Raw genomic sequence first — 21,592 nt, 5'->3', positions numbered from 1 at the left:
TTGTCCATTATAAACGTTGCCTTTTCGACTTGTAAACGGGATTCCGTGACGAATTAGCAAACTTTTTCGTACGGCCTTTACTAGCATAACCGGCTCGGCCCGAAAACATGTATGAGCGGTCGAAAAAATGGTAATACCAAATAGTATCAAATAGATTCTATGAACTCTAGTTTGGGCATAGAGATAAGTAGTGGCGATTTCAGTTTGGTGGGAGGTTTTCGATCATGACTGCGGTCAGACAAGACGCATGGAGCGAAGAGGACGATCTGATATTGGCCGAGGTGACGCTTCGCCATATTCGCGAAGGCAGCACCCAGCTTGCGGCGTTTGAAGAAGTAGGGGAGAAAATAGGAAGAACGGCGGCGGCTTGCGGCTTCCGGTGGAACAGCTGCGTCCGCAAAAAATACGAGGCCGCGATTTCGATCGCGAAAGCGCAAAGGCAAAAGCGGAACCAATACCGGAAGCAGGCGAACGTCGGCTCGACGGTCACTTCCGTAGCGACGCTCGAACCGGGGGAATCGGGAGCGGCGGGTTCCAGGCACGATGTCAGCGAGGAATCGATCTCGATCGATGCGGTCATTCGTTTTTTGCGTCAATGGAAAGGAACCTATCAGGAGATGACGCGGCAAATCAAGGCGCTTGAAAAGGAGCTGAAGGAAAAAGACGAGGAGCTCGACGAGCTGCGCCGCGACAAGGAGAAGCTCGACAAAGAAATCAACAACGTGCAGACCGATTATCGGGTCGTCAACGACGATTACAAGGCGCTTATTCAAATTATGGACCGTGCCCGGAAGCTTGCGTTTCTCGTAGAAGAGGAAGACGAGCAAAAACATCGCTTCAAGATGGATGCGAACGGCAACCTGGAGCGTATCGACTGAACGCCGGACAGGGAACGGTTAAACAAGGGGAGCTCGCAGGCCGAACCACGGCCGTCGAGCTTTTTTGCGCTTGGCGGCTCCCTTTTCGAAAGGAGACCGGACATGATATAGTACAGGAAACGATTCCTGGACGGTGAAGGCGATGAATATCGTATGCGTGGGGGCCGGCTCGATCGGCATGCTGGCGGCGGCGAAGCTTGCGGCGGCCGGTGCGGATGTCGCCTTGGTCGCCCGTACCGAGCGGCAGGCGGCGCTGTTGAACGGGGAAGGATTGGCGCTCAGGCAAGGGGATACGGAGACGGTTTGCCGGGTGCCGGCGTATTCGTTCGAACGGCTCGCCGAAGACAGGCTGCCCGAGCGGCTGGAGGGCGCGGATTGGATCATGCTTACCGTCAAGCAGCAGCATTTGTCGGAGCCGCTGCTCGCGCTGCTCGGCGCCATGGCGGCCGGGAACGGCGGGGGGAGGCTGCTCTGCTTCCAGAACGGCATCGGGCACGCCGAACGGCTGTCCCGCTTCGTGCATCCGTCCCGTCTGTTTTTGGCCGTCACGACGGAAGGGGCGAAGAAGCTGTCCGGGCGCGAGGTGGCGCATACCGGAGCCGGTTCGACGTGGATCGGTCCCGCCTTCGGAAACGACGAGCCGGGTACGGCTTCGCCCGAAATCGACAATGCGCAAAAAAAAGCGGTAAAAACGTTGAACGAAGCAGGATTTCGTACGTTCCCGTCGAACCAAATGATGGAGATCGTATGGAACAAACTGCTAATCAACGCCGTCGTCAATCCGTTGACCGCTCTGCTGCGCGTCCGCAACGGAGAGCTTCTGGCGACCGAGCGGCGCATCGGCCTCATGCGCAGGCTGCTCGACGAAGGAACGGCCGTCGCCAAAGCTTGCGGAATACCGGTCCGCGACGACGTATGGGAGCAAATCGTCGACGTTTGCGCCAAGACGGCCGACAACGCGTCTTCGATGCTCCAGGACGTATCGAGCGGCCGGCCGACGGAGATCGACTGGATCAACGGGGCGATTGTCGAGCGGGCGCGGCGGTTCGGCATTCCGGTGCCGGTTCACGAAACCGTCTGCGATCTCGTGAAAGCGTCCGTACCCGAATCGGGGCAAACCGGCGGACCGCTTTCTCCGTAACGCGCGTCACGAAGCTGATATCCGGGTGGTGCAAGTTGAGCGGACTCATGAACGTGTTGATCCATATTTACGCTTTTTCGGCCGCGGTGCCGTTCGTCTGGTTTTTCGCGCTGTGGATCGGGGTCTATTATTGGCGGAGAGACGGCAAGCGTGCGACGAAGCTGGCCATGGACGTAACGACGCTGCTGCTGATCGGCTCCGTGTCGGTCATGTACTATCAGCTGTTTCATTCGAATTTCGGCTTTTTTTTGATTCTGTTGTTTTTTCTGATCGGATACGGGCTTGTCGGCAATTTTCAGTACCGGATCAAGGGCCGGATCGATCACCGCCGAATTATCCGGCTGCTGTGGAGACTCGGCTTCCTCGGACTTAGCGCCGTGTACGTCCTGTTTTTGTTTATCGGGCTCGGCAAGTCGATCTTGTCGGTATGACGATTCGTCAAAAAGGAGTGTTTCCCCATGACCGTTCACAACATGATGGAAGAAATCGTGCGCAATTGCTTGAGAGACTTGATGCACAATCAGACGAGGCTGTCCGGCCTCGACGAAAAGCAGCAAAGCGACATTATGGCGCTCGCCTTGAATAAACTGCCGCCCCGTTACGTTTCGACGGTACGAGGCGAAATGTTCGCCAAGACGCAGCTTCGTCAGCAAGTCGAAACGGACGTATACCGCGAGCTGACGCATGCGATCGAGAAAGTGTTGACGACCGACTGACCGGTTCGTCCTTCGAGCCGGAACGTCCAGACCATGCCGACCTTCAATCCGACGGATTGCGGGAGCGGCTTTTTTTCGTTTCGCGCGAAACGGCGCAATAGTCGGCAAAAACGCATAAATCGGGCGGCTGCCGGGAATGGATAAGAGAAAGGCGCCAATAGATTCCGTGTTTCGCCGGCCAATCGCGCGAGTAGGCCGCACCCCGCTTCATCGCTTCAACGAAGACGGACGTTAAAGGATCTAAGAGTTAATGGGATTAACCGGCAAAGCATAAAAGGGCTGGGGCATTGACGCATCAACGTTTTGACCCTTTTGTGTATTAAAGACAATTTAAAGACAATATCAATTTTTTACACCTTTTCGATCAATATTTTGCGTGTTTTTTTACACGGAACGGAAGTATATTATTTCGTGTATGGCAAAAAAGAAGGAAACAACGTTCCTAAAATAAGGAGGACGCTTGCCAATGCTTAAGGGGATCAACAAAAGTGTAATCGTTTTCACGGGTGCCGCCTTGCTGCTAGGTTCGGTTTTGGCCGGCTGCGGCAAAAAAGACGAAACCGGCACGGGCGCCACGGGAGACGCGGGAGGACTCGTCGCGGCGGATCAGAAGTTCCGCATGCTGATCGCCTCCGAGCCGCCTACGCTCGATCCGGGGCTCGCCCAGGACAACAACTCGTCGACGGTGCTTCGCCCGATTTACGACGGCCTGACCCGCAAAGACGAGAATGGGGAAGTCAAACCGGCCGCGGCCGAGAAGTGGGACATTTCGCCGGACGGCTTGAAGTACACGTTCCACCTTCGCAAAGACGCGAAGTGGAGCAACGGCGATCCGGTGAAAGCAAGCGATTTCGAATTCGCTTGGAAGCGCGCGCTCGACCCGGGGATGACGCCTCCGGCGCCATACGCTTATCAGCTGTACTACATCAAAAACGCGGAAGAGTACAACACGAAAAAAATAACCGACGCCTCCCAGGTGGGGGTTAAAGCGAAGGACGACTTTACGCTCGAAGTCGAGCTGAAATCGCCGACGCCTTACTTCTTGAGCCTCGTCTCGTTCTACACGTACTTCCCGCTTAACGAGAAGCACGTCAAGACGAATCCGAAATTCGCCGCCGAAGCGAGCACGATGGTGACGAACGGGGCGTTCGTGCTGAAGGATTGGAAGCACAACGATTCGCTCACGCTCGTCAAAAACGACAAGTATTACGCGGCCAACGAAATCAAGCTGAACGAAGTGAACATGAAAATATTGAACGACCCCGGTACGATGCTGAACATGTACAACACGAACCAGCTCGATTGGGCCGGCCGTCCGACGACCGAATTCCCGGTCGACCAGCTGCCGAAGCTGAAGCAGGACAAAGCGATGAACCTGCAAATCAAAGGGATCGCGTCGACGTATTACTACGAGTTCAACACGAAGGCGGAGCCGTTCGACAACGCGAAAATCCGCAAAGCGTTCGCGATGACGATCAACCGTCAAGCGATCGTGGACAAAATTACGCAAGGCGACCAAAAACCGGCGTTCGGCCTCGTTCCTCCGGGAATCAAGGGCGAGAAGAAAACGTTCCGCGAAGAAGTGAAGGACGATTACTTCAAGGAAGACGTAGCCGAAGCGAAAAAATTGCTTGAAGAAGGGCTGAAGGAAAAAGGGCTGGCGAAGCTGCCTTCCGTGACGCTGATTTACAACAAGAGCGAAGCCCACAAAAAAATCGCCGAAGCGGTCGTCGACATGTGGCGGCAAAACCTCGGCGTAGACGTGAAAATCGAAGTACAGGAGTTCGGCGTCTATATCAAAAACCGTCAAAACGGCAACTTCCAAATCGCCCGCGCCGGCTGGGGAGCGGACTATAACGACCCGATGACGTATATCGACCTGCTCATGACCGGCGGCGGCAACAACAACTCGAAATACAGCAATCCGGAATACGACAAGCTGATCAAGGAAGCATACGGCACGTCCGACGAGTCGAAGCGGATGAAGGCGATGGCGCAGGCGGAGAAAATGATGATCAACGACATGCCGATCGCGCCGATCTACTACTACTCCGGCATCTGGGCGCAAAAAGACTACGTGAAAAACGTATTCGTCGATTACAAAGGCGACATCGACTTTACCCGCGGGTATATCGAGAAGAAGAAGTAATCGCCGTCTCATAGCAATCGCAGCAACTCTCGGGGTGTATAGGGCGTCTTATATACCCCGATTTTTTTCTGCCTTGGAAAATGGTTCTGTTGGACGCTGACGGCGTTGGAGATTACAATAATCATGCATTATGTAAACTTACTATCCGCACTTATCGAAGCGCTTCGTTCGATCGCTTCGCATTATGCTCTGGAGGTGCGCGGATTTGGCTCGCTACTTGCTGCGGAAGCTTCTCTTTGTCATCATCTCCTTATTCGTGCTGGCTTCGGCGACGTTTTTTCTGATGAAAGCGATCCCGGGAGATCCGTTTTTGTCCGAAAAAGCGGTGCCGCCCGAAATCAAGGCGAATTTGATGGCTTATTACGGACTGGACAAACCTTTGATCGTCCAATATGCGGAGTATATGAAAAACGTCGCGTCGTTCGACCTCGGCATGTCGATGAAATGGCAAAACCGCTCGGTCAACCAAATCATCGAGGGCGCGTTCGGCTACTCGCTCCGGCTCGGCTTGTGCGCGGTCGCGACGGCCGTCGCCGTCGGCGTTACGCTCGGTTCTGTCGCCGCGCTTCGCCACCGCAGGCTGCTGGACAGCGTCGCCATGGTCGTGGCCGTGCTGGGCGTCGCGGTGCCGAGCTTCGTCATGGCGACGCTGCTGCAGTACGTGTTCGGCGTCAAGCTGCCGCTCTTTAACGTCGCGGGGCTGAACGAGCCGCTCGATTACGTGCTGCCGACGCTGGCGCTGGCGTTCATGCCGATCGCCTTCATCGCCCGTCTGACCCGCTCCAGCATGCTGGAGGTGCTGCAGTCCGACTTCATCAAGACGGCGAAGGCGAAAGGTCTCGCCGGCACGGCGATCACGCTTCGCCACGCGCTGCGCAACGCGATTTTGCCGGTCGTCACGTACCTCGGACCGCTCGCCACGAGCGTCATTACCGGATCGGTCGTCATCGAGAAAATTTTCGGCATTCCCGGCCTCGGCAAATATTTCGTCGAGAGCGTGGAAAACCGCGACTATACGCTCATTATGGGGCTGACGCTGTTTTACGGCACGCTGCTCATGTGCGCCCGCTTCTTCACGGACGTGGCGTACGGCATGGTCGATCCGCGGATCAAATTGACCGGTGGGAAGGAGAAGGCATGATGACGGAACAGAACGTCCGGAACGCGCCGGACACGATTTCGCCGGAGCTGTTTCAGAAGCTGGACAAGGAAAGCCGCCAAGGCGAAAAAATCGTTCGCGAGAGCTTGTCTTCGTGGAAGGACGCCTGGCTGCGCCTCCGCTCGAACCGGCTGGCCATGATCGGCTTGGCGATCCTCGTCGTGCTGGCGTTCATGGCTTTTTTCGGGCAAATGATGACGCCCTACAATTATTACGCCAACGATTTGCAAAATACGAACCAGCCGCCTTCGGCCGAGCATTGGTTCGGCACCGACGACCTCGGACGCGACATGTTCGCCCGCACGTGGATGGGCGCTTCGATTTCGCTGCGGGTCGGCTTGTTCGCCGCCTTGATCGATTTGCTGATCGGGGTTATTTACGGCGGCATCATGGGGTATTTCGGCGGCAAAGTCGACGAAGTGATGAACCGTTTCTCCGAAGTGCTCGACTCGATTCCTTATTTGCTCATCGTCATCTTGATGGTCGTCGTGTTCGAGCCCAGCATGTACACGATCATCCTTGCGCTCGTCGTCACCGGCTGGATCAAGATGGCCTGGATCGTGCGGGGGCAAATCATGCTGCTCAAAAACCACGAGTACGCCTTGGCGTCCCGCTCGCTCGGCGCCGGCTTTTTCCGGATTTTGTTCCGGCATCTGATCCCGAACGCGTCCGGTCCGATTATCGTCACGCTGACGCTGACGGTGCCGCAGGCGATTTTCGCCGAAGCTTTCTTGAGCTTCCTCGGCCTCGGCGTCAATTCGCCGGCCGCCTCGTGGGGGACGATGATATCCGACGCGCTGTCGTCGTGGATGTATTTGCCGTGGAGAATGTTTTTCCCGGCGTTTCTGATCAGCTTGACGATGTTCGCCTTCAACGTGTTCGGCGACGGACTGCGCGACGCGTTCGACCCGAAAATGAAAAAATAATTTACCAGCTCCCGAGGGGAGGAGAATCGCTTGGATCGACAAGAGACGATATTGGACGTGCAGGATTTGCGAGTGTCGTTCCGCGTTCGCGGGGGTGAAGTGCAAGCGGTTCGCGGCGTCAGCTTCCAAGTGAACAAAGGGGAGGCCGTCGCGATCGTCGGCGAGTCCGGCTGCGGCAAAAGCGTGACGGCGCAGACGATCATGCGGTTGATTCCTTCGCCGCCGAGCCTGATCAAGGGCGGATCGATCCGCTTCATGGGCGACGATTTGCTGAAGAAGACGGAGAAGGAGATGCAGCGCATCCGGGGCAAAGAGATCGGCATGATTTTCCAGGACCCGATGACGTCGCTCAACCCGACGATGACGATCGGCCGCCAAATAACGGAAGGGCTGATCAAGCATCAGAACATGACGAAGCAGGCGGCGAACCGCCGTGCCGTCGAAATGCTGCAGCTCGTCGGCATCCCGAACGCCGAAGCGCGGATCAAGCAGTACCCGCACGAATTTTCCGGCGGGATGCGGCAGCGGGCGATGATCGCCATCGCGCTCGCGTGCAACCCGGCGCTGCTTATCGCGGACGAGCCGACGACGGCGCTCGACGTGACGATCCAAGCGCAAATTTTGCGCCTGATGAAAGATTTGCAGCAAAACTTGGGCACGTCGATCATCCTCATTACGCACGACTTGGGCGTCGTCGCCGATATGTGCGACAAGGTCATCGTCATGTATGCCGGCAAAGTGGTGGAAACCGGCACGAAGCACGAAATATTCAAAAACCCGAAGCACCCGTATACGAAAGGGCTGCTCCGTTCCGTACCGCGTCTCGACCAGCCCAAGGACGAGCCGCTTATCCCGATTTTCGGGACGCCTCCGGACTTGATCAAGCCTCCGGCCGGCTGCGGCTTCTGCGCCCGCTGCGACGACGCGATGCGCATTTGCGCCGAGCGGGACGCCGATAACGTGTCGCTCAGCGACACGCATCAGGTGCGGTGCTGGCTGACGCATCCGCTTGCGCAGGAGGTGGCGAGATGAGCGCTCCATTGGTGGAAATCCGCAACTTGAAAAAATATTTCAACGTCGGCAAAGGCCAGACGCTGAAGGCGGTCAACGACGTCAGCTTCGACATCAAGCAGGGCGAGACGCTCGGCGTCGTCGGCGAATCCGGCTGCGGCAAGTCGACGGCCGGCCGCACCATTTTGCGGCTGTACGAGCCGACGGGCGGCGCCGTCAACTTCAACGGCACGAACATTTACTCGCTGTCCGGCTCGAAGATGAAGGCGCTGCGCCGCGACATGCAGATGATTTTCCAAGACCCGTACGCCTCGCTGAACCCGCGGATGACGATTACCGACATTATCGGCGAAGCGCTGGACATCCATAGGCTCGCCGGCAGCAAGGCCGAGCGGAAGAAGCGGGTCGAGCGGCTGCTCGATCTCGTCGGCCTCAATCCGGACCATGCCACCCGGTATCCGCACGAATTTTCCGGAGGCCAGCGGCAGCGGATCGGTATCGCCCGGGCGCTCGCGGTCGATCCGAAATTCATTATTTGCGACGAGCCGATCTCGGCGCTCGACGTGTCGATCCAGGCGCAGGTCGTCAATTTGCTGCAGGAGCTGCAGCGGAAAATGGGCTTGACCTACTTGTTCATCGCCCACGACCTGTCGATGGTGAAGCATATTAGCGACCGCGTCGCAGTCATGTACTTGGGCAAAGTCGTCGAGATCGCGCCGAGCGAGGAGCTGTACGCGAACCCGACGCACCCGTACACGAAGGCGCTGCTGTCGGCGATCCCGATCCCGGACCCGGATATCGAGGCGACGCGCGAGCGGATCGTGCTGTCCGGCGATTTGCCGAGCCCGATCAATCCGCCGACCGGCTGCCATTTCCGGACGCGCTGCCCCGCGGCGTCGGAGAAATGCGCCAGCGTCGAGCCGGCGCTCGTCGAGGCGAGACCGGGGCACTTTACGGCGTGTCATTTCGCTTAATCGAAAGGATGAGAAACGCTCCCGCCGGCCGGGGGCGTTTTTTCGTCCGCGCGAACGGAAAGATTGCCAAAGGCGGAAAACGAAGCTATACTAGTCTGGTACTGAAAAAACCAGAATAGTTTTCGTCGTTCCGAGAAGGAGGAGCCCATGAAAGAACGGATCGTTCGCGCCGCGGCGGAAGAGCTGCTGGACAGCGGCGTCAAATTCACGATGGCCGATTTGGCCGCCAGGCTCGCGATCAGCAAGCGGACGCTGTACGAGCATTTCGATTCGAAGGAAGCGATCGTGGCCGCGCTCGTCGACTCGGCCATTCGCGACATGAAGGACGCGGAGCGGGTCATTTTCGAAGACGGCTCGCTCACGCTGACCGAGAAGCTGCGGCGGGTGCTGTGCGTTCTGCCGAACGACGTCCGGTTCGTCGATGCGAGGCTGCTCGCGCAGATCAAGCGCGCTTATCCGGACGAATGGGAGCGGATCGACCGGTTCATGCAGGAGGAGTGGGGCGTCGTCACCGCGCTGCTGGAGGAAGGGATCAGGACGGGGGTATTCGTCGCGCTGGACGTTCCGGCCGCCGTACAGGCGATGCGGGGGGCGTTCGCCGCCCTGTTCGACACCTCTTACTTGATCCGAAGCAGCGCCAATCTGAACGATTCGATCGCGGCTGCGGTCGACATGTTCGTCTTCGGGCTGGCCGGCCGGGAACGTTGACGGCCGCCTGGCGGCGGAACAAGTCCTTATATTAAAGGAGGAAAGGTTATGAATGCTTGGCTGTACTTGGCCGCGGCGATCGTGCTCGAGGTGGCGGGCACGACGTCGATGAAGCTGGCGCAAGGGTTTACGCGTCCTTTGCCGTCCGCCCTGATGATCGTCTTTTACTTGACCAGCTTCTCGTCGCTCACGATGGCGCTCAAAAAAATCGAGGTGAGCACCGCTTACGCGATCTGGTCCGGCGTCGGCATCGCCGCCATCTCGGTCATCGGCGCGCTGTGGTTTCACGAATCGTTTCATTGGCGCAAGGCGCTGTTCATTATACTGATCGTCGCGGGCGTCGTCGGCCTGCAAATGAGCGGGGACGGGCATGGTTCCGCGTCTCCGCCAGAGCCGGCGCAAGCCGATGCGGCCGGAAAGTGAGGGGAAGCCGATGGCGCGCTCGCTGCGCATTTGGTTTTGGGTGACGGACGTCGGGTTCGTCCTGTACTGGCTCGTAACGGCGTTGAAGCTGATTCCCGCCGACTATTTGTACAGCGACTACCGGAATCCGGTATTGGTCGCATGGAATTGGTCGTTTTTTCCGCTCGACCTGTTCATCTCGGCCACGGGCTTCGCCAGCCTGTACGCCTGGAAACGGGGGAGCGCGTCTTGGGAGCGTTGGGCGCTGCTGTCGCTTGCGCTGACGTTTTGCTCCGGGCTGCAGGCGATTTCGTTCTGGAGCATCCGGCTCGATTTCGACGTCTCGTGGTGGATTCCGAATTTGTATCTCCTGCTCTATCCGTGCTTCTATATCCCGGCGTTGATCAAGGGCATCGGGAAAAGCCGGGAACGTCGCCGGACGCTTTGACGAACGGGGCCCTTACGTGTACAATCGGAAGTAGCTTTACGCTATCGTACGCATGCAGACGGAGGGTTGCCGGATGAAAGTGGAACGTTTCCGATGGGCGCCCGGTCAGCCCCTTACTCGGGATTACATAGACCAATTCGCTTCCGTCTCCCCCTTCTACGAGTACAATCCGTGGGAGGAAGGAAGCGAGCGGGAGCGCGCCGCGTGGCTCGATCGCGACGGAAGGCCGCAAGCCGACCGGGACGGCCTCGTCCAAGCGCTGCTCGCCTACAACGGGAAAATCGGCAATACGGGAGCGAACGCGACGGCGCATATCGAGGCGCTGCGCGACCGCCGCACGCTCGTCGTCGCCGGAGGCCAGCAGGCCGGCCTGTTCACCGGGCCGCTGCTCGTGCTCTATAAGGCGATCACGATCCTCGTCGAAGCGCGTCAAGCGTCCGAGCGGCTGGGCCGAACGGTCGTACCCGTCTTCTGGATCGCCGGCGAGGATCACGATACGGACGAGGTCAACCATACGTATGTGCTGACCGATTCGCTCGCGGTGCAAAAAATCAAGCTGAACGCGGCGCCCGACGTGAAGACGTCGGTAAGCCGATGGAGCGTTCCACGGGAAGCGTGGGACGACGCGCTCGACCAGCTGGAGCGATCGCTCATGAACACGGAATTCAAGGCCGGGCTGATGGAGCGGCTGCGGGCGATCGCGGCCGAATCGGACACGCTCTCGGACCAGTTCGCCCGGACGCTTGCATGGCTGTTCGGCGAATACGGGCTCGTCTTCGTCGATTCGGACGACGCTTCCTTGCGGAAGCTCGAGTCGGGCATGTTCCGGCCGATCGTCGCCCGCCAGAGCGAGCTGAGCGCCGCTCTCCTGGAAGCGAAGGAGCGGCTGGCCGAAGCGGGTTACGCGGCGCAGGTGGAGCTCGCTCCCGAGCAGGCGCACCTGTTCGCGTACGAACGCGGCGAGCGGCTGCTGTTGCACCGGAGCGGGGATACGTTCGCGGACCGCAAAGGAAACGTGTCGTTTACGGCCGGCGAATTGGCCGAGCTGGCGGAGCGCGAGCCCGAGCGGCTGAGCAACAACGTCATGACGCGCCCGCTCATGCAGGATTACTTGTTCCCGGTGCTGTCCGCCGTTCTCGGTCCGTCGGAAATCGCTTATTGGGGATTGCTGCGCGGCGCCTTCGCGCTGTTCGGCATGCGAATGCCGATCGTCGTGCCGAGATACGAGTTCACGCTGCTCGAAGGGACGGTTCAGAAGCAGATGGGCAAGTTCGGTCTCGGCTTCGACGACGTCGTCAGCCGGCTCGACGAGAAGCAGGACGAATGGTTGAAGGCGCAAGGCTCGCTGCAGGTCGAGGAGCTGTTCGCCGAGACGAAGGCGAAGTTCGCGGCGCTGTACGACCCGGTCGTCGAGACGGTGTCCGGCATCAACCCGGGCTTGCGCAAGCTGTCCGAGACGAACCGGCAAAAGATCGTCGAGCAGATCGAATTTTTGCAGACGAAGACGGCGGACGCATTCCGGACGCAGCACGATTCGGCGCTGCGGCAGTGGGAGCGGATCCGGCTGTCGGTGCTGCCGCTGGGCAAACCGCAGGAGCGGGTGTACAACCCGTTCCAATATACCGTAAAATACGGCGACGGTTGGCTCCGCGAATTGATTGACGTGCCCCTGTCCCGAGACGGGTGTCACCGCATAGTATACTTTTGAGCATGGGGACGGCTGAAGCCGATCACTCGAAGGAGGATTATCAAGGATGAGCGCAAGCGCGAAGCAAAACAGCATTATCGCCGATCCGTCGCTGGCGAAGGACGGCCATCTGAAAATCGACTGGGTACGCGCCCATATGCCGGTATTGAACCGGATTCGCGACCGGTTCGAGAAGGAGCAGCCGTTCAAAGGGCTGAAAGTGGCGATTTCGCTTCACCTGGAAGCGAAGACGGCGTACTTGGCCAAGGTCGTCCAAGCGGGCGGCGCGGACGTGACGATTACGGGCAGCAACCCGCTGTCGACGCAGGACGACGTGTGCGCGGCGCTTGTCGAAGACGGGATTACCGTATTCGCGAAATACAACCCGTCCCCGGAAGAGTATAAGCAGCTTCTCATTCATACGCTCGAAACGAAGCCGGACCTGATCATCGACGACGGCGGCGATCTCGTAACGATCCTGCACTCGGAGCGTCAAGATTTGCTCGCGCAAGTGCGCGGAGGCGCGGAGGAGACGACGACCGGCATTCTTCGCCTGAAGGCGATGGAGAAGGAAGGCCAGCTGAAATTCCCGATGGTCGCCGTCAACGACGCGTTCTGCAAATATTTGTTCGACAACCGGTACGGAACGGGGCAGTCCGTATGGGACGGCATCAACCGGACGACGAACCTCGTCGTCGCCGGCAAGACGGTCGTCGTCGTCGGCTACGGCTGGTGCGGCAAAGGCGTGGCGATGCGGGCGAAAGGTCTCGGCGCCAACGTCATCGTCACCGAGATCGACGCCATCAAGGCGGTCGAGGCGTACATGGACGGCTTCGCCGTCATGCCGATGGTGGAAGCGGCGAAGGTCGGCGACTACTTCGTCACCGTGACCGGCAACCGCGACGTCATCCGCGGCGAGCACTACGACGTCATGAAGGACGGAGCGATCTTGTCCAACGCCGGCCACTTCGACGTCGAGGTCAACAAGCCGGAGCTCGAGGCGCGGTCCGTCTCGAAGCGCACCGTGCGGCGCAACATCGAGGAGTACGAGCTGAAGGACGGACGCAAAGTGTACGTGCTGGCCGAAGGCCGTCTCGTCAACCTGGCGGCCGGCGACGGCCATCCGGCGGAAATTATGGATATGACGTTCGCCCTGCAGGCGATGTCGCTCAAATACGTGAACGATCGCTACAAGGAGATCGGCAGCAAAGTCGTCAACGTCCCGTACGAGCTCGACGAGCAGGTCGCCCGCTTCAAGCTGGAATCGCTCGGCATCGGCATCGACGCGCTGACCGACGAGCAGAAGGCGTACTTGGACAGCTGGGTCGAACATTGATCGGACACGTCCGGAGAAGCAAAGCCCCTTTCATCGGAAAGGGGCTTTGCTTCGTTCAAGCCGGTTTATCGCCACACGTGAGGCGATCCGTCTCCATCAAGGGGCGATCGGCTTCTCCTGCTCGCCGATCATGCCCATGCCGGCGATCGTTCGCCGCGTTTGTTCCGTGCCCATGTCGTACAGCTTCCGGTATATTTGCGTCAACGTGATGTCGTAATTGTCGTTTTCCTCGTCCTGCGAATAATCTTCGAACGGATTGAGCGCCCGTGCGGCCGAATCGTTGTCCAAGTCGCTCAGCAGCTCGAACGACTCGACCAAATCGTCCAGCTCCGCTTCCGTCGCTTGAATCTCGAATTCGTAAGCGGCGTCCCCTTCGTTTTCCAATACCGTTCCGGCCTGCACCGATACGTAATACGTCTTCTTCTCCATCGCTAACCTCCGGTTCGTACCGTTTTTACCGTTCTTTAGATGGTATCCCATATCCGGACCTACTTTATACGCGTTCGCGCCGAACAGGCAAAGGGGCCGCGGCACCGTCCCCGTCGCCTCCGCTGCGCCCGCGCTGCCGGTACTTGCCCGGCGGGCAGCCGGTTTCCCGTGCGAAGACGCGCGTGAAGTAATGGACCGAGGCGAAGCCCGCGGCGTCGGCCACCTGCTGGACGGTCATGTCCGTATAGTCGAGCAGCTCCGTCGCGTGACGGATTCGTTCCCGTCGGACGTAGTGGACGTAACTGAGGCCGAGCTCCCGTGCGAACAGGCGCGACAAATGCCTCCCGGACACGTGCAAGTATCGCGCGACCGTCTCCAGCGCAAGCGGCTGGGACAAGTTGTCCTTGATGAACACGAGAGCCCGGTTCAGCAATTGGTGAGCCGACTTGCGAAGCGGGACGTCGCCCGGATCCCCGCCTTCGTCTTCGTCCGACGCGCGGAATGCGTCGCGAAACGAAAGCAGCAGCGCGAAGGCGGTCCCGGCCAAGGCGCTCTCCCGCAAGCCGGGAGGCCGCTCCAGCATAAGCATGAGCGACCGCCATAGCAGCGCGGCGGAGACGGTGTCCGCATCGGGAAGCACGATGCGGTCCGTGGCCCGCAGCGACCGGTACGTCCGCACCGCGCCGGGATCGGATACGCGCTCGTCGACCTCGAACGCCACGAACAGCAAATACATGCCGGCTTCGCTGCGAATTTGGTGAAGGACGCCGGGACGCGAGCAGAACAGCGTGCCCGGTCCGAGCGGATGCCAATGCCCGTCGTCCATATACGAGCCGGTGCCGTCCAGCACGTAGCATATTTCGTAAAACGAATGCTTGTGAACCGGGTTATCGTAGTGGCGGGGCGTGATTCCCCAATAATGAACCGCAAAGCCGAGTCGGCTATCCCCCGGGCGCAAGGCGTACGCGTCCAGCAGCGACAAGGCGCGGTCCGGATCGAATCGGAACATGCATTCATCACATCCTGTCCGAATTGTACAAATGCGAGGCCGATAACGGCAAATACAACGGCGTACGCGGAAGCTTATAATCAAGGCAAGTTAAGCCCTTTCACCATCAAACCGAAGGAGCGGTCCGTTACGATGATTAAAGCAGACGATGTACAATTTTACAAGGATACCGGCTATTTGCTCGTCAAAGGCGTCTTTTCCCGCGAAGAGGTTGAGGAGATGCGGCGAGCCGTCGACGGCATCGTCGACCGGGCGGCCAAAGCGAAAAACGTCGCCCAAAGCCATACGTGGCAGGGCGACTATTTGCCTCCGGAGGAGCTGAAGAAGCTCGTCCTGAAAGGGTTCCACGACGTCCATTATCAGGACGCCGCATTCACCCGGGCGGTATGCCACCCGAATATGACGGCGATCGTCTCGAAGCTGATCGGCCCGAACGTGCAGCTGCATCATTCCAAAATGCTCGTGAAGCCGCCGGAGAAGGGCGCCGCGTTCCCGCTCCACCAAGACCATCCGTACTTTCCGCACGCGAACCATACGATGATGGCCGCGAGCGTCCATATGGACGACGCCGACATGGACAACGGCTGCCTGTGCGTCATCCCCGGCAGCCACAAGCTCGGGCCGATTCCGCACGTCGGCCGGCACTATTTGGATCACCGGGACTATCCGTTGTCGTCGGCGACCCCTTGTCCGGCGCAAGCGGGAGACGTGCTGTTTTTCAATTACTTGACGATCCACGGCTCGGACGTGAACCGGAGCGACCGTCCGCGCCGCAACGTCCTGTTCCAGTACCGGGATCCGTCCGATCCGCCGACGAACGACGATCACGTCAATTGGGGACAGGGGCTCATGATTTGCGGCGAAAATCCGCAATACCGCGAATACAAAGCCGAGTACCGCCTCAAGGCGTAACCGCTGGAAAAAATTTCGTTTCGTACCCGAATGTTGCAACACGGGCGTCGTTAGCTCCGTTTAGGAGTTGACGGCGCTTCTTCTTTTCCGGAGGGGCCGTCTGATCGAGAAACGATCGGATCGAAGGGGGGATTGTCTTGAAACGGACAATCGGAGGAAGGCAAAAGCTCGCCGCGACGGCGGCATGCGCGCTGCTGCTCGGCGCATTGGCGGGCTGCGGCTCGAGCGAAGACAAGACGTCGAGCGGGGCGGACGCATCGGCGCCGCAAGCGTCGGCGGCGCAGCAGTCGGTCGCTAACCGCGCGGCGGATCAAGCCGCGCCGGGAACCGCAGCCAAGCAGGACGCGAAGTCGGAAGGAGCGGCCGCCGCGGAGAAGCCGCAGTCGGGCGCAGGAGCGGGGGCGCAGCCGCCGGGCGGCTCCGTCGTCGACATGGCGGAAGCCGCGCCGGCCCGTCAAATCATTTACAAAGCGAACGTGACGATGGAAGTGACCGATTACGGAGCCGCCCATACGGACATCAACAACTTGATCCATTTGTCCGGCGGCTACTTGATGCAGTTTTCCGAAAATCGGACCGATTACGAGCAGAGCGGCACGCTTGTCGTAAAAGTGCCCTCGAACGGCTTCACCGGCTTTCTCGCCGATCTGGAGAAGATGAAGCCGAAATCGATCCAGCGCAGCGTCCAGGGGCAGGACGTGACCGAGGAGTACGTCGACCTGTCCTCGCGCCTCAAGGCGAAGGAGACGGAGGAGGCGAGGCTTCTCTCGTTTATGGAGAAGGCGACCAAGAGCGACGAGCTCGTCGCGTTTTCGAGCCAGCTCGGCAGCGTCCAGGCGCAAATCGAACAGATCAAGGGGCGCATGCGATATTTGGAGCAAAACGTCGCTTATTCCACGATCGAAATCCGGCTGTACCAGAAGATCGAGAAAGCGAAGGCGGCGAGCGAAAACGTCGAGGACGGCTTCGCCGGCAAGCTGTCGAAGGCGCTCGGCGGGGGTGCGGGTGTCGTGGTCGGCTTCTTCCAAGCGCTGCTGATCGCGCTGGCCGCCGCGCTCCCGGTCGCGGCCGTGCTGCTCGTCGTCGGCATCCCCGCCTTCCTCGTCTGGAGAAGCCGGCGGAAGCGGGCGGCGGAACGGGAGGAGCGGAGCCGGCTCATCCGGCTGCAAAACCGGGACGCGGACGGGATTCCGGAAGGCGAATCGGCGAGCCGGGCCGATACCGGGAGCGACGACTGACATTTAATGGGATGAAATATTTTTTTTCGAAATCCTGCCGCCTGCGGCAGGATTTTATTCGTTGGCGACGAATATCCATTCAGAGTGGTGAAAAGTGGGTGAAAGTGGTGGAAAGGGGGAGACCTAGGGATGTTCATGGGGGAATATCAGCACTCGATCGATGACAAAGGTCGGATGATCGTTCCCGCCAAGTTCCGCGAAGCCCTGGGAGCCCAGTTCATCGTCACCCGCGGACTCGACAACTGCTTGTTCGTCTACCCGAAGGAAGAATGGGCCGTGCTCGAGCAGAAGCTGAAGAGCTTGCCGCTCATGAAGGCCGACGCCCGCGCGTTCACCCGGTTTTTCTTCTCCGGCGCGACCGAGTGCGAGCTCGACAAGCAGGGACGCATCAACATCCCGAACACGCTGTGCGAATACGCGAAGCTGGACAAAGACTGCGTCGTGCTCGGCGTTTCGAACCGGGTGGAGATTTGGAGCAAGCAGGTTTGGGAAAACTATTTCCAGCAGTCGGAAGAGTCGTTCAACGAAATTGCGGAGAAGCTCGTCGACTTCAATTTTGACTTATAGAGAAACAGCTTCGGCGCATGCCGGCCGCGGCTGGTGGAGGACGCAACTTGTTCGAGCATGTGACGGTGTTGAAGGAAGAGTCCGTCGAGGCGCTGCACATACGGCCCGACGGAATTTATGTAGATTGCACGATGGGCGGAGCGGGACACAGCTCGCTGATCGCTTCGAAGCTCGGTCCGGCCGGCCGGCTGATCGCCTTCGATCAGGACGACGCCGCGCTCGCCAACGGCAAGATCATGCTGGCCCCTTACGGGGAACGCGTACATATCGTGAAAAGCAATTTCCGCCGTCTGCGCGAAGTGCTGGCGGGCCTGGACTTCGTGCCGAAAAAGGACGGCGTGCCGCAGGTGGACGGCATTTTGTTCGACCTCGGCGTATCGTCGCCCCAATTGGATGAAGCGGATCGCGGGTTCAGCTACAATCACGACGCGGAGCTGGACATGCGGATGGACCGCGACTCGCCGCTGACCGCCAAGACGATCGTCAACGAGTGGAGTCCCGAGGATATCGCGCGCATTTTGTTCGAGTACGGCGAGGAGAAGTTTTCGCGCAAAATCGCCAAGACGATAGCCGAAGCCCGCGCGGCCGCTCCGATCGAGACGACCGGCCGGCTCGTCGAGCTGATCAAGGAGTCGATCCCCGCGGCCGCCAGACGGACCGGGCCGCATCCGGCGAAGCGGAGCTTCCAGGCGCTGCGCATCGCCGTGAACGACGAGCTGGGCGCCTTCGAGGACGCGCTCGAGCAGTCGATCGCCTGCTTGGCACCCGGCGGACGGGTGGCCGTCATTACGTTTCATTCGCTGGAAGACCGGATTTGCAAGCACGCGTTTGCGAAATTTATCGAAAAATGCACGTGTCCGCCCGATTTTCCGATGTGCGTTTGTCAAAAAAAGGGGATTCTTCGCCTCGTGCACCGAAAGCCCGTCGTTCCGTCCGACGAGGAGCTGGAGCGGAATCCGCGGGCGAGATCGGCGAAGCTGCGGGCGGCGGAAAAGCTGGACGCGTAAGGGAAACATTACATTAAAAGGGATAACGCCCGAAGGAGGATGCACCCGAGTGTCGGCATACATCAACGGAAACTTGGCGATCGAGCAGAAGCCCGTCAAGAAAGCGAAAGTGCAGGAACAGAAGAAGGTCGTCGTCAAACGGAAGTCGATTCCGGTTCAGGAGAAGCTGCTGTATTTGTTCACCGTCATCGTGTGCGTCCTCGTCGCGGGCGTCATCATTTGGCGGTATGCGCAAATTTACGAGATGAACACGAGAATGCAAAAGATCGAAAGCCAGATCAAAGCGCTGCAAATCGAAAACAACAAGCTGAAGCTCGAAATTACGAAATACCAAGATCCGAAAAGACTGCTCGATCAAGCGAAACAGCTCGGCCTCGTGCCGAACGACGACTTGAATCAGGTGACCGACAAAAAAGCCGGAACGGGCGGAGAGTCGATCGCGATGAAAAAAGAGTAGAAAGGGTCGAAAGCGGAAATGACCAAGAAAGTTAAATTGCGCACCATTTTGATAGGGGGATTGTTCACCCTATTTTTTATTGTCCTCATCGGGAAAATCTATTGGGTTCAAGTCGTTAACGCCTCGTGGCTCGTCGGCCAGGCGCAAGTGATGTGGGAGCGCAACAAAGTGCTGCAGCCGGTGCGCGGATCGATCGTCGACCGGCACAACCAGGTGCTGGCCGAGGACGGCCCTTCCTATACGGTTGTCGTCAATCCGAAAGTCATCGATTCGCTCAAAAACGCTTCCGAAATCGTGAAGACGCTCTCCTCGATTTTGAACAAGCCCGAATCCGAGCTGATGGAGCTCGTGACGAAGCGGCGGGACGACGGGACGCTCATGCCGTGGGTGGAAGTGCGCAGCGAAGGGTGGAAAATCGACGCCGAGATTGCCGACAAAATCGCGAAGGAGCTCAAGCTGGACGAGCCGATCAACAACCAGAGCAACCTGTATACGCACGGCGTCTACCTCGAAGAATCGCAGAAGCGGTATTACCCGGCCGGCGGCCTGGCCGCTCACGTGCTCGGCTACTTCGACAAGAACGGCAAGGCGGTCATGGGGCTCGAATCGTCGTTCGACGAGCTGCTGAAAGGGAAGCCGGGCCATATCATTACCGAGAAAGACCGGATGGGCTACGAGCTGCCCGATGCGAAGGCGAGCTACGAGCCGGCGGAGGACGGCAAGACGCTGCAGCTGACGATCGACCGCAACATCCAGTCTTATCTCGAGACGGCGCTCGACCGCGCCTACGAGGAATGGAAGCCGAAGAGCATGACGGCGATCGCGATGGATCCGAAGACGGGCGAAATTCTCGGCTTGGCCAATGCGCCGAGCTTCAATCCGGCGAAATATTGGGAAGCGAAGCCGGAAAGCTTCAGAAACCATGCCATCGCTTCGCAGTACGAGCCCGGCTCGACGTTCAAGCTCGTCACGCTGGCCGGTACGATCGAGGAAGGCCTATTCGATCCGAACGATACGTTCAAGTCGGGCTCGATCAAAGTGTACGACCGGACGCTCAGCGACCATAACGTGAAAGGCTGGGGCACGATCAACTATTTGAAAGGGCTCGTGCGCTCCAGTAACGTGGCGTTCGTCAAGCTCGGCTACGAGAAGCTGAAGCCGGAGCGGCTGAAGCAGTATATCGCCAAGTTCGGGTTCGGGGAACGGACGGGGATCGATATTCCCGGCGAAATTCCCGGCTTGATCCGCTTCCAGTATCCGGTCGATTACGCGACCGCCACGTACGGGCAAGGCGGCGTATCCGTCACCGCCCTTCAGCAAATCGCCGCCTATTCGGCGATCGCCAACGGCGGGAGGATGATGCAGCCGCACGTCGTCAAGGCGGTGCTCGATCCGAAAACGAACGAACCGATCGAGACGTTCGCGCCCAAGGAGGTGCGTCAGGTCGTCAGCGAAGCGACGGCGCACAAGGTGACCGAATATTTGGAGCAGGTTATCGTCGATCCGGACGGCACCGGGAAAAACGCGGCCATCGAAGGATACCGCATCGCGGGCAAAACCGGTACCGCGCAAAAGGTTATCGACGGCAGCTACTCGACCGAGAAATGGGTGATCACGTTCGCCGGCTACGCGCCCGCGGAAGATCCTCGGATCGCCGTGATCGTGCTGGCCGACGAGCCGGAATTGCACGGCAACTATCATAACGGCGGCTTGGTCGCGCCCGTCATCTTCAAAGAAATCATGTCGCAAAGCTTGCGGTACTTGAACGTGACGGCGACCGTGAAGCAGGAGCTGTCGGGCGTCGACAAAAAAACGGCGGCTCCGGACGTCGTCTCGAGGCCGGTCGCCGACGCGAAAAAAACGCTCGGCGACGCGAAGCTGAAGTACGACGTGCTCGGCAAAGGCGGAACCGTCCTCGCCCAACTTCCGGCGGGAGGTACCGAAATCAGCCCGAACCAACGAATCTATTTGTTGACCGAACAAAAGGAAGGCATGGATTTGCCGAACCTGCAGGGCAAATCGCTCCGCGATGCGCTCGCCGTCTGCTCGTTCATGAAAGTGAGCTGCCAGGTGAACGGGGAAGGCTACGTCGCGTCCCAAGCCGTCGTTCCCGGCGGCGAGCCGCAGACGGTCGCGCTCCAGCTCGTGCCGTGGAACGAGCTGGAGAAGGCGAAGGCGGAGGCGGCGAAGACGGCGGCCAACGCGAACGCCGCCGGGAATGCCGGCAAAGCCGATACGGGCGCCGCGAAGACGCAGTCGTCGACGACGTCCAAAACCGACAACGGCAAAGCGAAGACGGACAAAAAGCCGTAACATGACGGGCTCGACCCGGACAGCTTGTTCTAACCCCTCCCCAATCGGAATAGCTATGACTATGAAACGTTCCTACGATCGTCATAGCCAAAGCTTTCCCGCGAAAGCTTCCGAAGGAGGGCATA

Annotated in this window: 22 protein-coding genes; 20 read left to right on the top strand and 2 right to left on the bottom strand. The window is 59.2% G+C overall.

Annotated features, from left to right (window positions below):
• Positions 1-224 precede the first annotated feature (224 nt).
• The 14 genes from DLM86_RS14165 (at position 225) to DLM86_RS14100 (ending at position 13,535) form a co-directional block, all read left to right on the top strand.
• Positions 225-878, top strand: a complete 654-nt coding sequence (locus DLM86_RS14165) for an RsfA family transcriptional regulator (RefSeq protein WP_110840657.1) — start codon at positions 225-227, stop codon at positions 876-878.
• A gap of 133 nt (positions 879-1,011) precedes the next feature.
• On the top strand, positions 1,012-2,019 hold the full coding sequence (locus DLM86_RS14160) for a ketopantoate reductase family protein (protein WP_110840656.1): 1,008 nt from the start codon (positions 1,012-1,014) through the stop codon (positions 2,017-2,019).
• 35 nt (positions 2,020-2,054) lie between these two features.
• Complete coding sequence (locus DLM86_RS14155) at positions 2,055-2,450, top strand: DUF3397 domain-containing protein (protein ID WP_245954582.1); 396 nt, start codon at positions 2,055-2,057, stop codon at positions 2,448-2,450.
• Between the two features lie 27 nt (positions 2,451-2,477).
• Positions 2,478-2,735 carry a late competence development ComFB family protein gene (locus tag DLM86_RS14150; protein ID WP_110840654.1) on the top strand — a complete coding sequence of 86 codons (258 nt, stop codon included), beginning with the start codon at positions 2,478-2,480 and terminating at the stop codon, positions 2,733-2,735.
• Between the two features lie 466 nt (positions 2,736-3,201).
• Positions 3,202-4,884, top strand: coding sequence for a peptide ABC transporter substrate-binding protein (locus DLM86_RS14145; protein WP_110840653.1), 1,683 nt, complete (start codon positions 3,202-3,204; stop codon positions 4,882-4,884).
• Positions 4,885-5,089: 205 nt separating this feature from the next.
• Complete coding sequence (locus DLM86_RS14140; RefSeq protein WP_110840652.1) at positions 5,090-6,025, top strand: ABC transporter permease; 936 nt, start codon at positions 5,090-5,092, stop codon at positions 6,023-6,025.
• Entirely contained in the window at positions 6,022-6,969 is a 948-nt protein-coding gene (locus DLM86_RS14135; protein WP_110840651.1) for an ABC transporter permease, read from the top strand. Before DLM86_RS14140 ends, DLM86_RS14135 begins: the two co-directional genes overlap by 4 nt.
• A gap of 30 nt (positions 6,970-6,999) precedes the next feature.
• Complete coding sequence (locus tag DLM86_RS14130; RefSeq protein ID WP_158289472.1) at positions 7,000-8,001, top strand: ABC transporter ATP-binding protein; 1,002 nt, start codon at positions 7,000-7,002, stop codon at positions 7,999-8,001.
• A complete protein-coding gene (locus DLM86_RS14125) occupies positions 7,998-8,954 on the top strand; it encodes an ABC transporter ATP-binding protein (RefSeq protein ID WP_110840650.1) in 957 nt (318 codons plus the stop codon). The genes DLM86_RS14130 and DLM86_RS14125 overlap by 4 nt, the downstream gene beginning before the upstream one ends.
• A 147-nt stretch (positions 8,955-9,101) precedes the next feature.
• Complete coding sequence (locus DLM86_RS14120; protein WP_110840649.1) at positions 9,102-9,662, top strand: TetR/AcrR family transcriptional regulator; 561 nt, start codon at positions 9,102-9,104, stop codon at positions 9,660-9,662.
• A gap of 48 nt (positions 9,663-9,710) precedes the next feature.
• Positions 9,711-10,085, top strand: a complete 375-nt coding sequence (locus DLM86_RS14115; RefSeq protein WP_110840648.1) for a DMT family transporter — start codon at positions 9,711-9,713, stop codon at positions 10,083-10,085.
• Positions 10,086-10,095: 10 nt separating this feature from the next.
• Positions 10,096-10,512 carry a YvaD family protein gene (locus tag DLM86_RS14110; RefSeq protein ID WP_110840647.1) on the top strand — a complete coding sequence of 139 codons (417 nt, stop codon included), beginning with the start codon at positions 10,096-10,098 and terminating at the stop codon, positions 10,510-10,512.
• A gap of 73 nt (positions 10,513-10,585) precedes the next feature.
• Entirely contained in the window at positions 10,586-12,220 is a 1,635-nt protein-coding gene (gene bshC, locus DLM86_RS14105) for a bacillithiol biosynthesis cysteine-adding enzyme BshC (protein ID WP_110840646.1), read from the top strand.
• A 46-nt stretch (positions 12,221-12,266) separates the two neighbouring features.
• Positions 12,267-13,535 (top strand): adenosylhomocysteinase, encoded by a 1,269-nt coding sequence (locus DLM86_RS14100; protein WP_110840645.1) that lies wholly within the window; start codon positions 12,267-12,269, stop codon positions 13,533-13,535.
• Positions 13,536-13,631: 96 nt separating this feature from the next.
• Here the strand turns inward: DLM86_RS14100 and DLM86_RS14095 are convergent, their stop codons facing one another.
• On the bottom strand, positions 13,632-13,964 hold the full coding sequence (locus DLM86_RS14095; RefSeq protein WP_110840644.1) for a hypothetical protein: 333 nt from the start codon (positions 13,962-13,964) through the stop codon (positions 13,632-13,634).
• Between the two features lie 64 nt (positions 13,965-14,028).
• Positions 14,029-14,973 carry a helix-turn-helix domain-containing protein gene (locus DLM86_RS14090; protein ID WP_110840643.1) on the bottom strand — a complete coding sequence of 315 codons (945 nt, stop codon included), beginning with the start codon at positions 14,971-14,973 and terminating at the stop codon, positions 14,029-14,031.
• A 132-nt stretch (positions 14,974-15,105) separates the two neighbouring features.
• Between DLM86_RS14090 and DLM86_RS14085 the strand changes: the two genes are divergently transcribed.
• The 6 genes from DLM86_RS14085 to DLM86_RS14060 all read left to right on the top strand — a co-directional run bounded on the left by DLM86_RS14085 (position 15,106) and on the right by DLM86_RS14060 (position 21,467).
• Positions 15,106-15,885 carry a phytanoyl-CoA dioxygenase family protein gene (locus DLM86_RS14085; RefSeq protein ID WP_110840642.1) on the top strand — a complete coding sequence of 260 codons (780 nt, stop codon included), beginning with the start codon at positions 15,106-15,108 and terminating at the stop codon, positions 15,883-15,885.
• Positions 15,886-16,022: 137 nt separating this feature from the next.
• On the top strand, positions 16,023-17,123 hold the full coding sequence (locus DLM86_RS14080) for a DUF4349 domain-containing protein (RefSeq protein ID WP_158289471.1): 1,101 nt from the start codon (positions 16,023-16,025) through the stop codon (positions 17,121-17,123).
• 129 nt (positions 17,124-17,252) lie between these two features.
• Complete coding sequence (mraZ, locus tag DLM86_RS14075) at positions 17,253-17,690, top strand: division/cell wall cluster transcriptional repressor MraZ (protein ID WP_110840640.1); 438 nt, start codon at positions 17,253-17,255, stop codon at positions 17,688-17,690.
• A gap of 47 nt (positions 17,691-17,737) precedes the next feature.
• Entirely contained in the window at positions 17,738-18,697 is a 960-nt protein-coding gene (gene rsmH / locus DLM86_RS14070) for a 16S rRNA (cytosine(1402)-N(4))-methyltransferase RsmH (protein ID WP_211326527.1), read from the top strand.
• Positions 18,698-18,746: 49 nt separating this feature from the next.
• Positions 18,747-19,154 (top strand): cell division protein FtsL, encoded by a 408-nt coding sequence (gene ftsL / locus DLM86_RS14065; RefSeq protein WP_110840638.1) that lies wholly within the window; start codon positions 18,747-18,749, stop codon positions 19,152-19,154.
• An 18-nt stretch (positions 19,155-19,172) separates the two neighbouring features.
• Positions 19,173-21,467, top strand: a complete 2,295-nt coding sequence (locus DLM86_RS14060; protein ID WP_110840637.1) for a penicillin-binding transpeptidase domain-containing protein — start codon at positions 19,173-19,175, stop codon at positions 21,465-21,467.
• Positions 21,468-21,592: the final 125 nt, after the last annotated feature.

This window comes from Paenibacillus flagellatus (assembly GCF_003217775.1).
In the GTDB taxonomy this organism is placed as follows: Bacteria; Bacillota; Bacilli; order Paenibacillales; family NBRC-103111; genus Paenibacillus_AB; species Paenibacillus_AB flagellatus.
Note: the sequence above shows the minus strand (reverse complement) of the source record. Positions and strands in the feature narration are given on the sequence as shown.

What these genes read in the sequence shown, in the direction of transcription:
- bshC (WP_110840646.1), top strand. Translation starts at nt 10,586, where the DNA reads ATGAAAGTGGAACGTTTCCGATGGGCGCCCGGTCAGCCCCTTACTCGG.
- DLM86_RS14060 (WP_110840637.1), top strand. Translation starts at nt 19,173, where the DNA reads ATGACCAAGAAAGTTAAATTGCGCACCATTTTGATAGGGGGATTGTTC.
- DLM86_RS14085 (WP_110840642.1), top strand. Translation starts at nt 15,106, where the DNA reads ATGATTAAAGCAGACGATGTACAATTTTACAAGGATACCGGCTATTTG.
- DLM86_RS14135 (WP_110840651.1), top strand. Translation starts at nt 6,022, where the DNA reads ATGATGACGGAACAGAACGTCCGGAACGCGCCGGACACGATTTCGCCG.
- DLM86_RS14090 (WP_110840643.1), bottom strand. Translation starts at nt 14,973, where the DNA reads ATGTTCCGATTCGATCCGGACCGCGCCTTGTCGCTGCTGGACGCGTAC.
- mraZ (WP_110840640.1), top strand. Translation starts at nt 17,253, where the DNA reads ATGTTCATGGGGGAATATCAGCACTCGATCGATGACAAAGGTCGGATG.
- DLM86_RS14095 (WP_110840644.1), bottom strand. Translation starts at nt 13,964, where the DNA reads ATGGAGAAGAAGACGTATTACGTATCGGTGCAGGCCGGAACGGTATTG.
- DLM86_RS14120 (WP_110840649.1), top strand. Translation starts at nt 9,102, where the DNA reads ATGAAAGAACGGATCGTTCGCGCCGCGGCGGAAGAGCTGCTGGACAGC.
- DLM86_RS14165 (WP_110840657.1), top strand. Translation starts at nt 225, where the DNA reads ATGACTGCGGTCAGACAAGACGCATGGAGCGAAGAGGACGATCTGATA.
- DLM86_RS14100 (WP_110840645.1), top strand. Translation starts at nt 12,267, where the DNA reads ATGAGCGCAAGCGCGAAGCAAAACAGCATTATCGCCGATCCGTCGCTG.
- DLM86_RS14115 (WP_110840648.1), top strand. Translation starts at nt 9,711, where the DNA reads ATGAATGCTTGGCTGTACTTGGCCGCGGCGATCGTGCTCGAGGTGGCG.
- DLM86_RS14125 (WP_110840650.1), top strand. Translation starts at nt 7,998, where the DNA reads ATGAGCGCTCCATTGGTGGAAATCCGCAACTTGAAAAAATATTTCAAC.
- DLM86_RS14145 (WP_110840653.1), top strand. Translation starts at nt 3,202, where the DNA reads ATGCTTAAGGGGATCAACAAAAGTGTAATCGTTTTCACGGGTGCCGCC.
- DLM86_RS14150 (WP_110840654.1), top strand. Translation starts at nt 2,478, where the DNA reads ATGACCGTTCACAACATGATGGAAGAAATCGTGCGCAATTGCTTGAGA.
- DLM86_RS14110 (WP_110840647.1), top strand. Translation starts at nt 10,096, where the DNA reads ATGGCGCGCTCGCTGCGCATTTGGTTTTGGGTGACGGACGTCGGGTTC.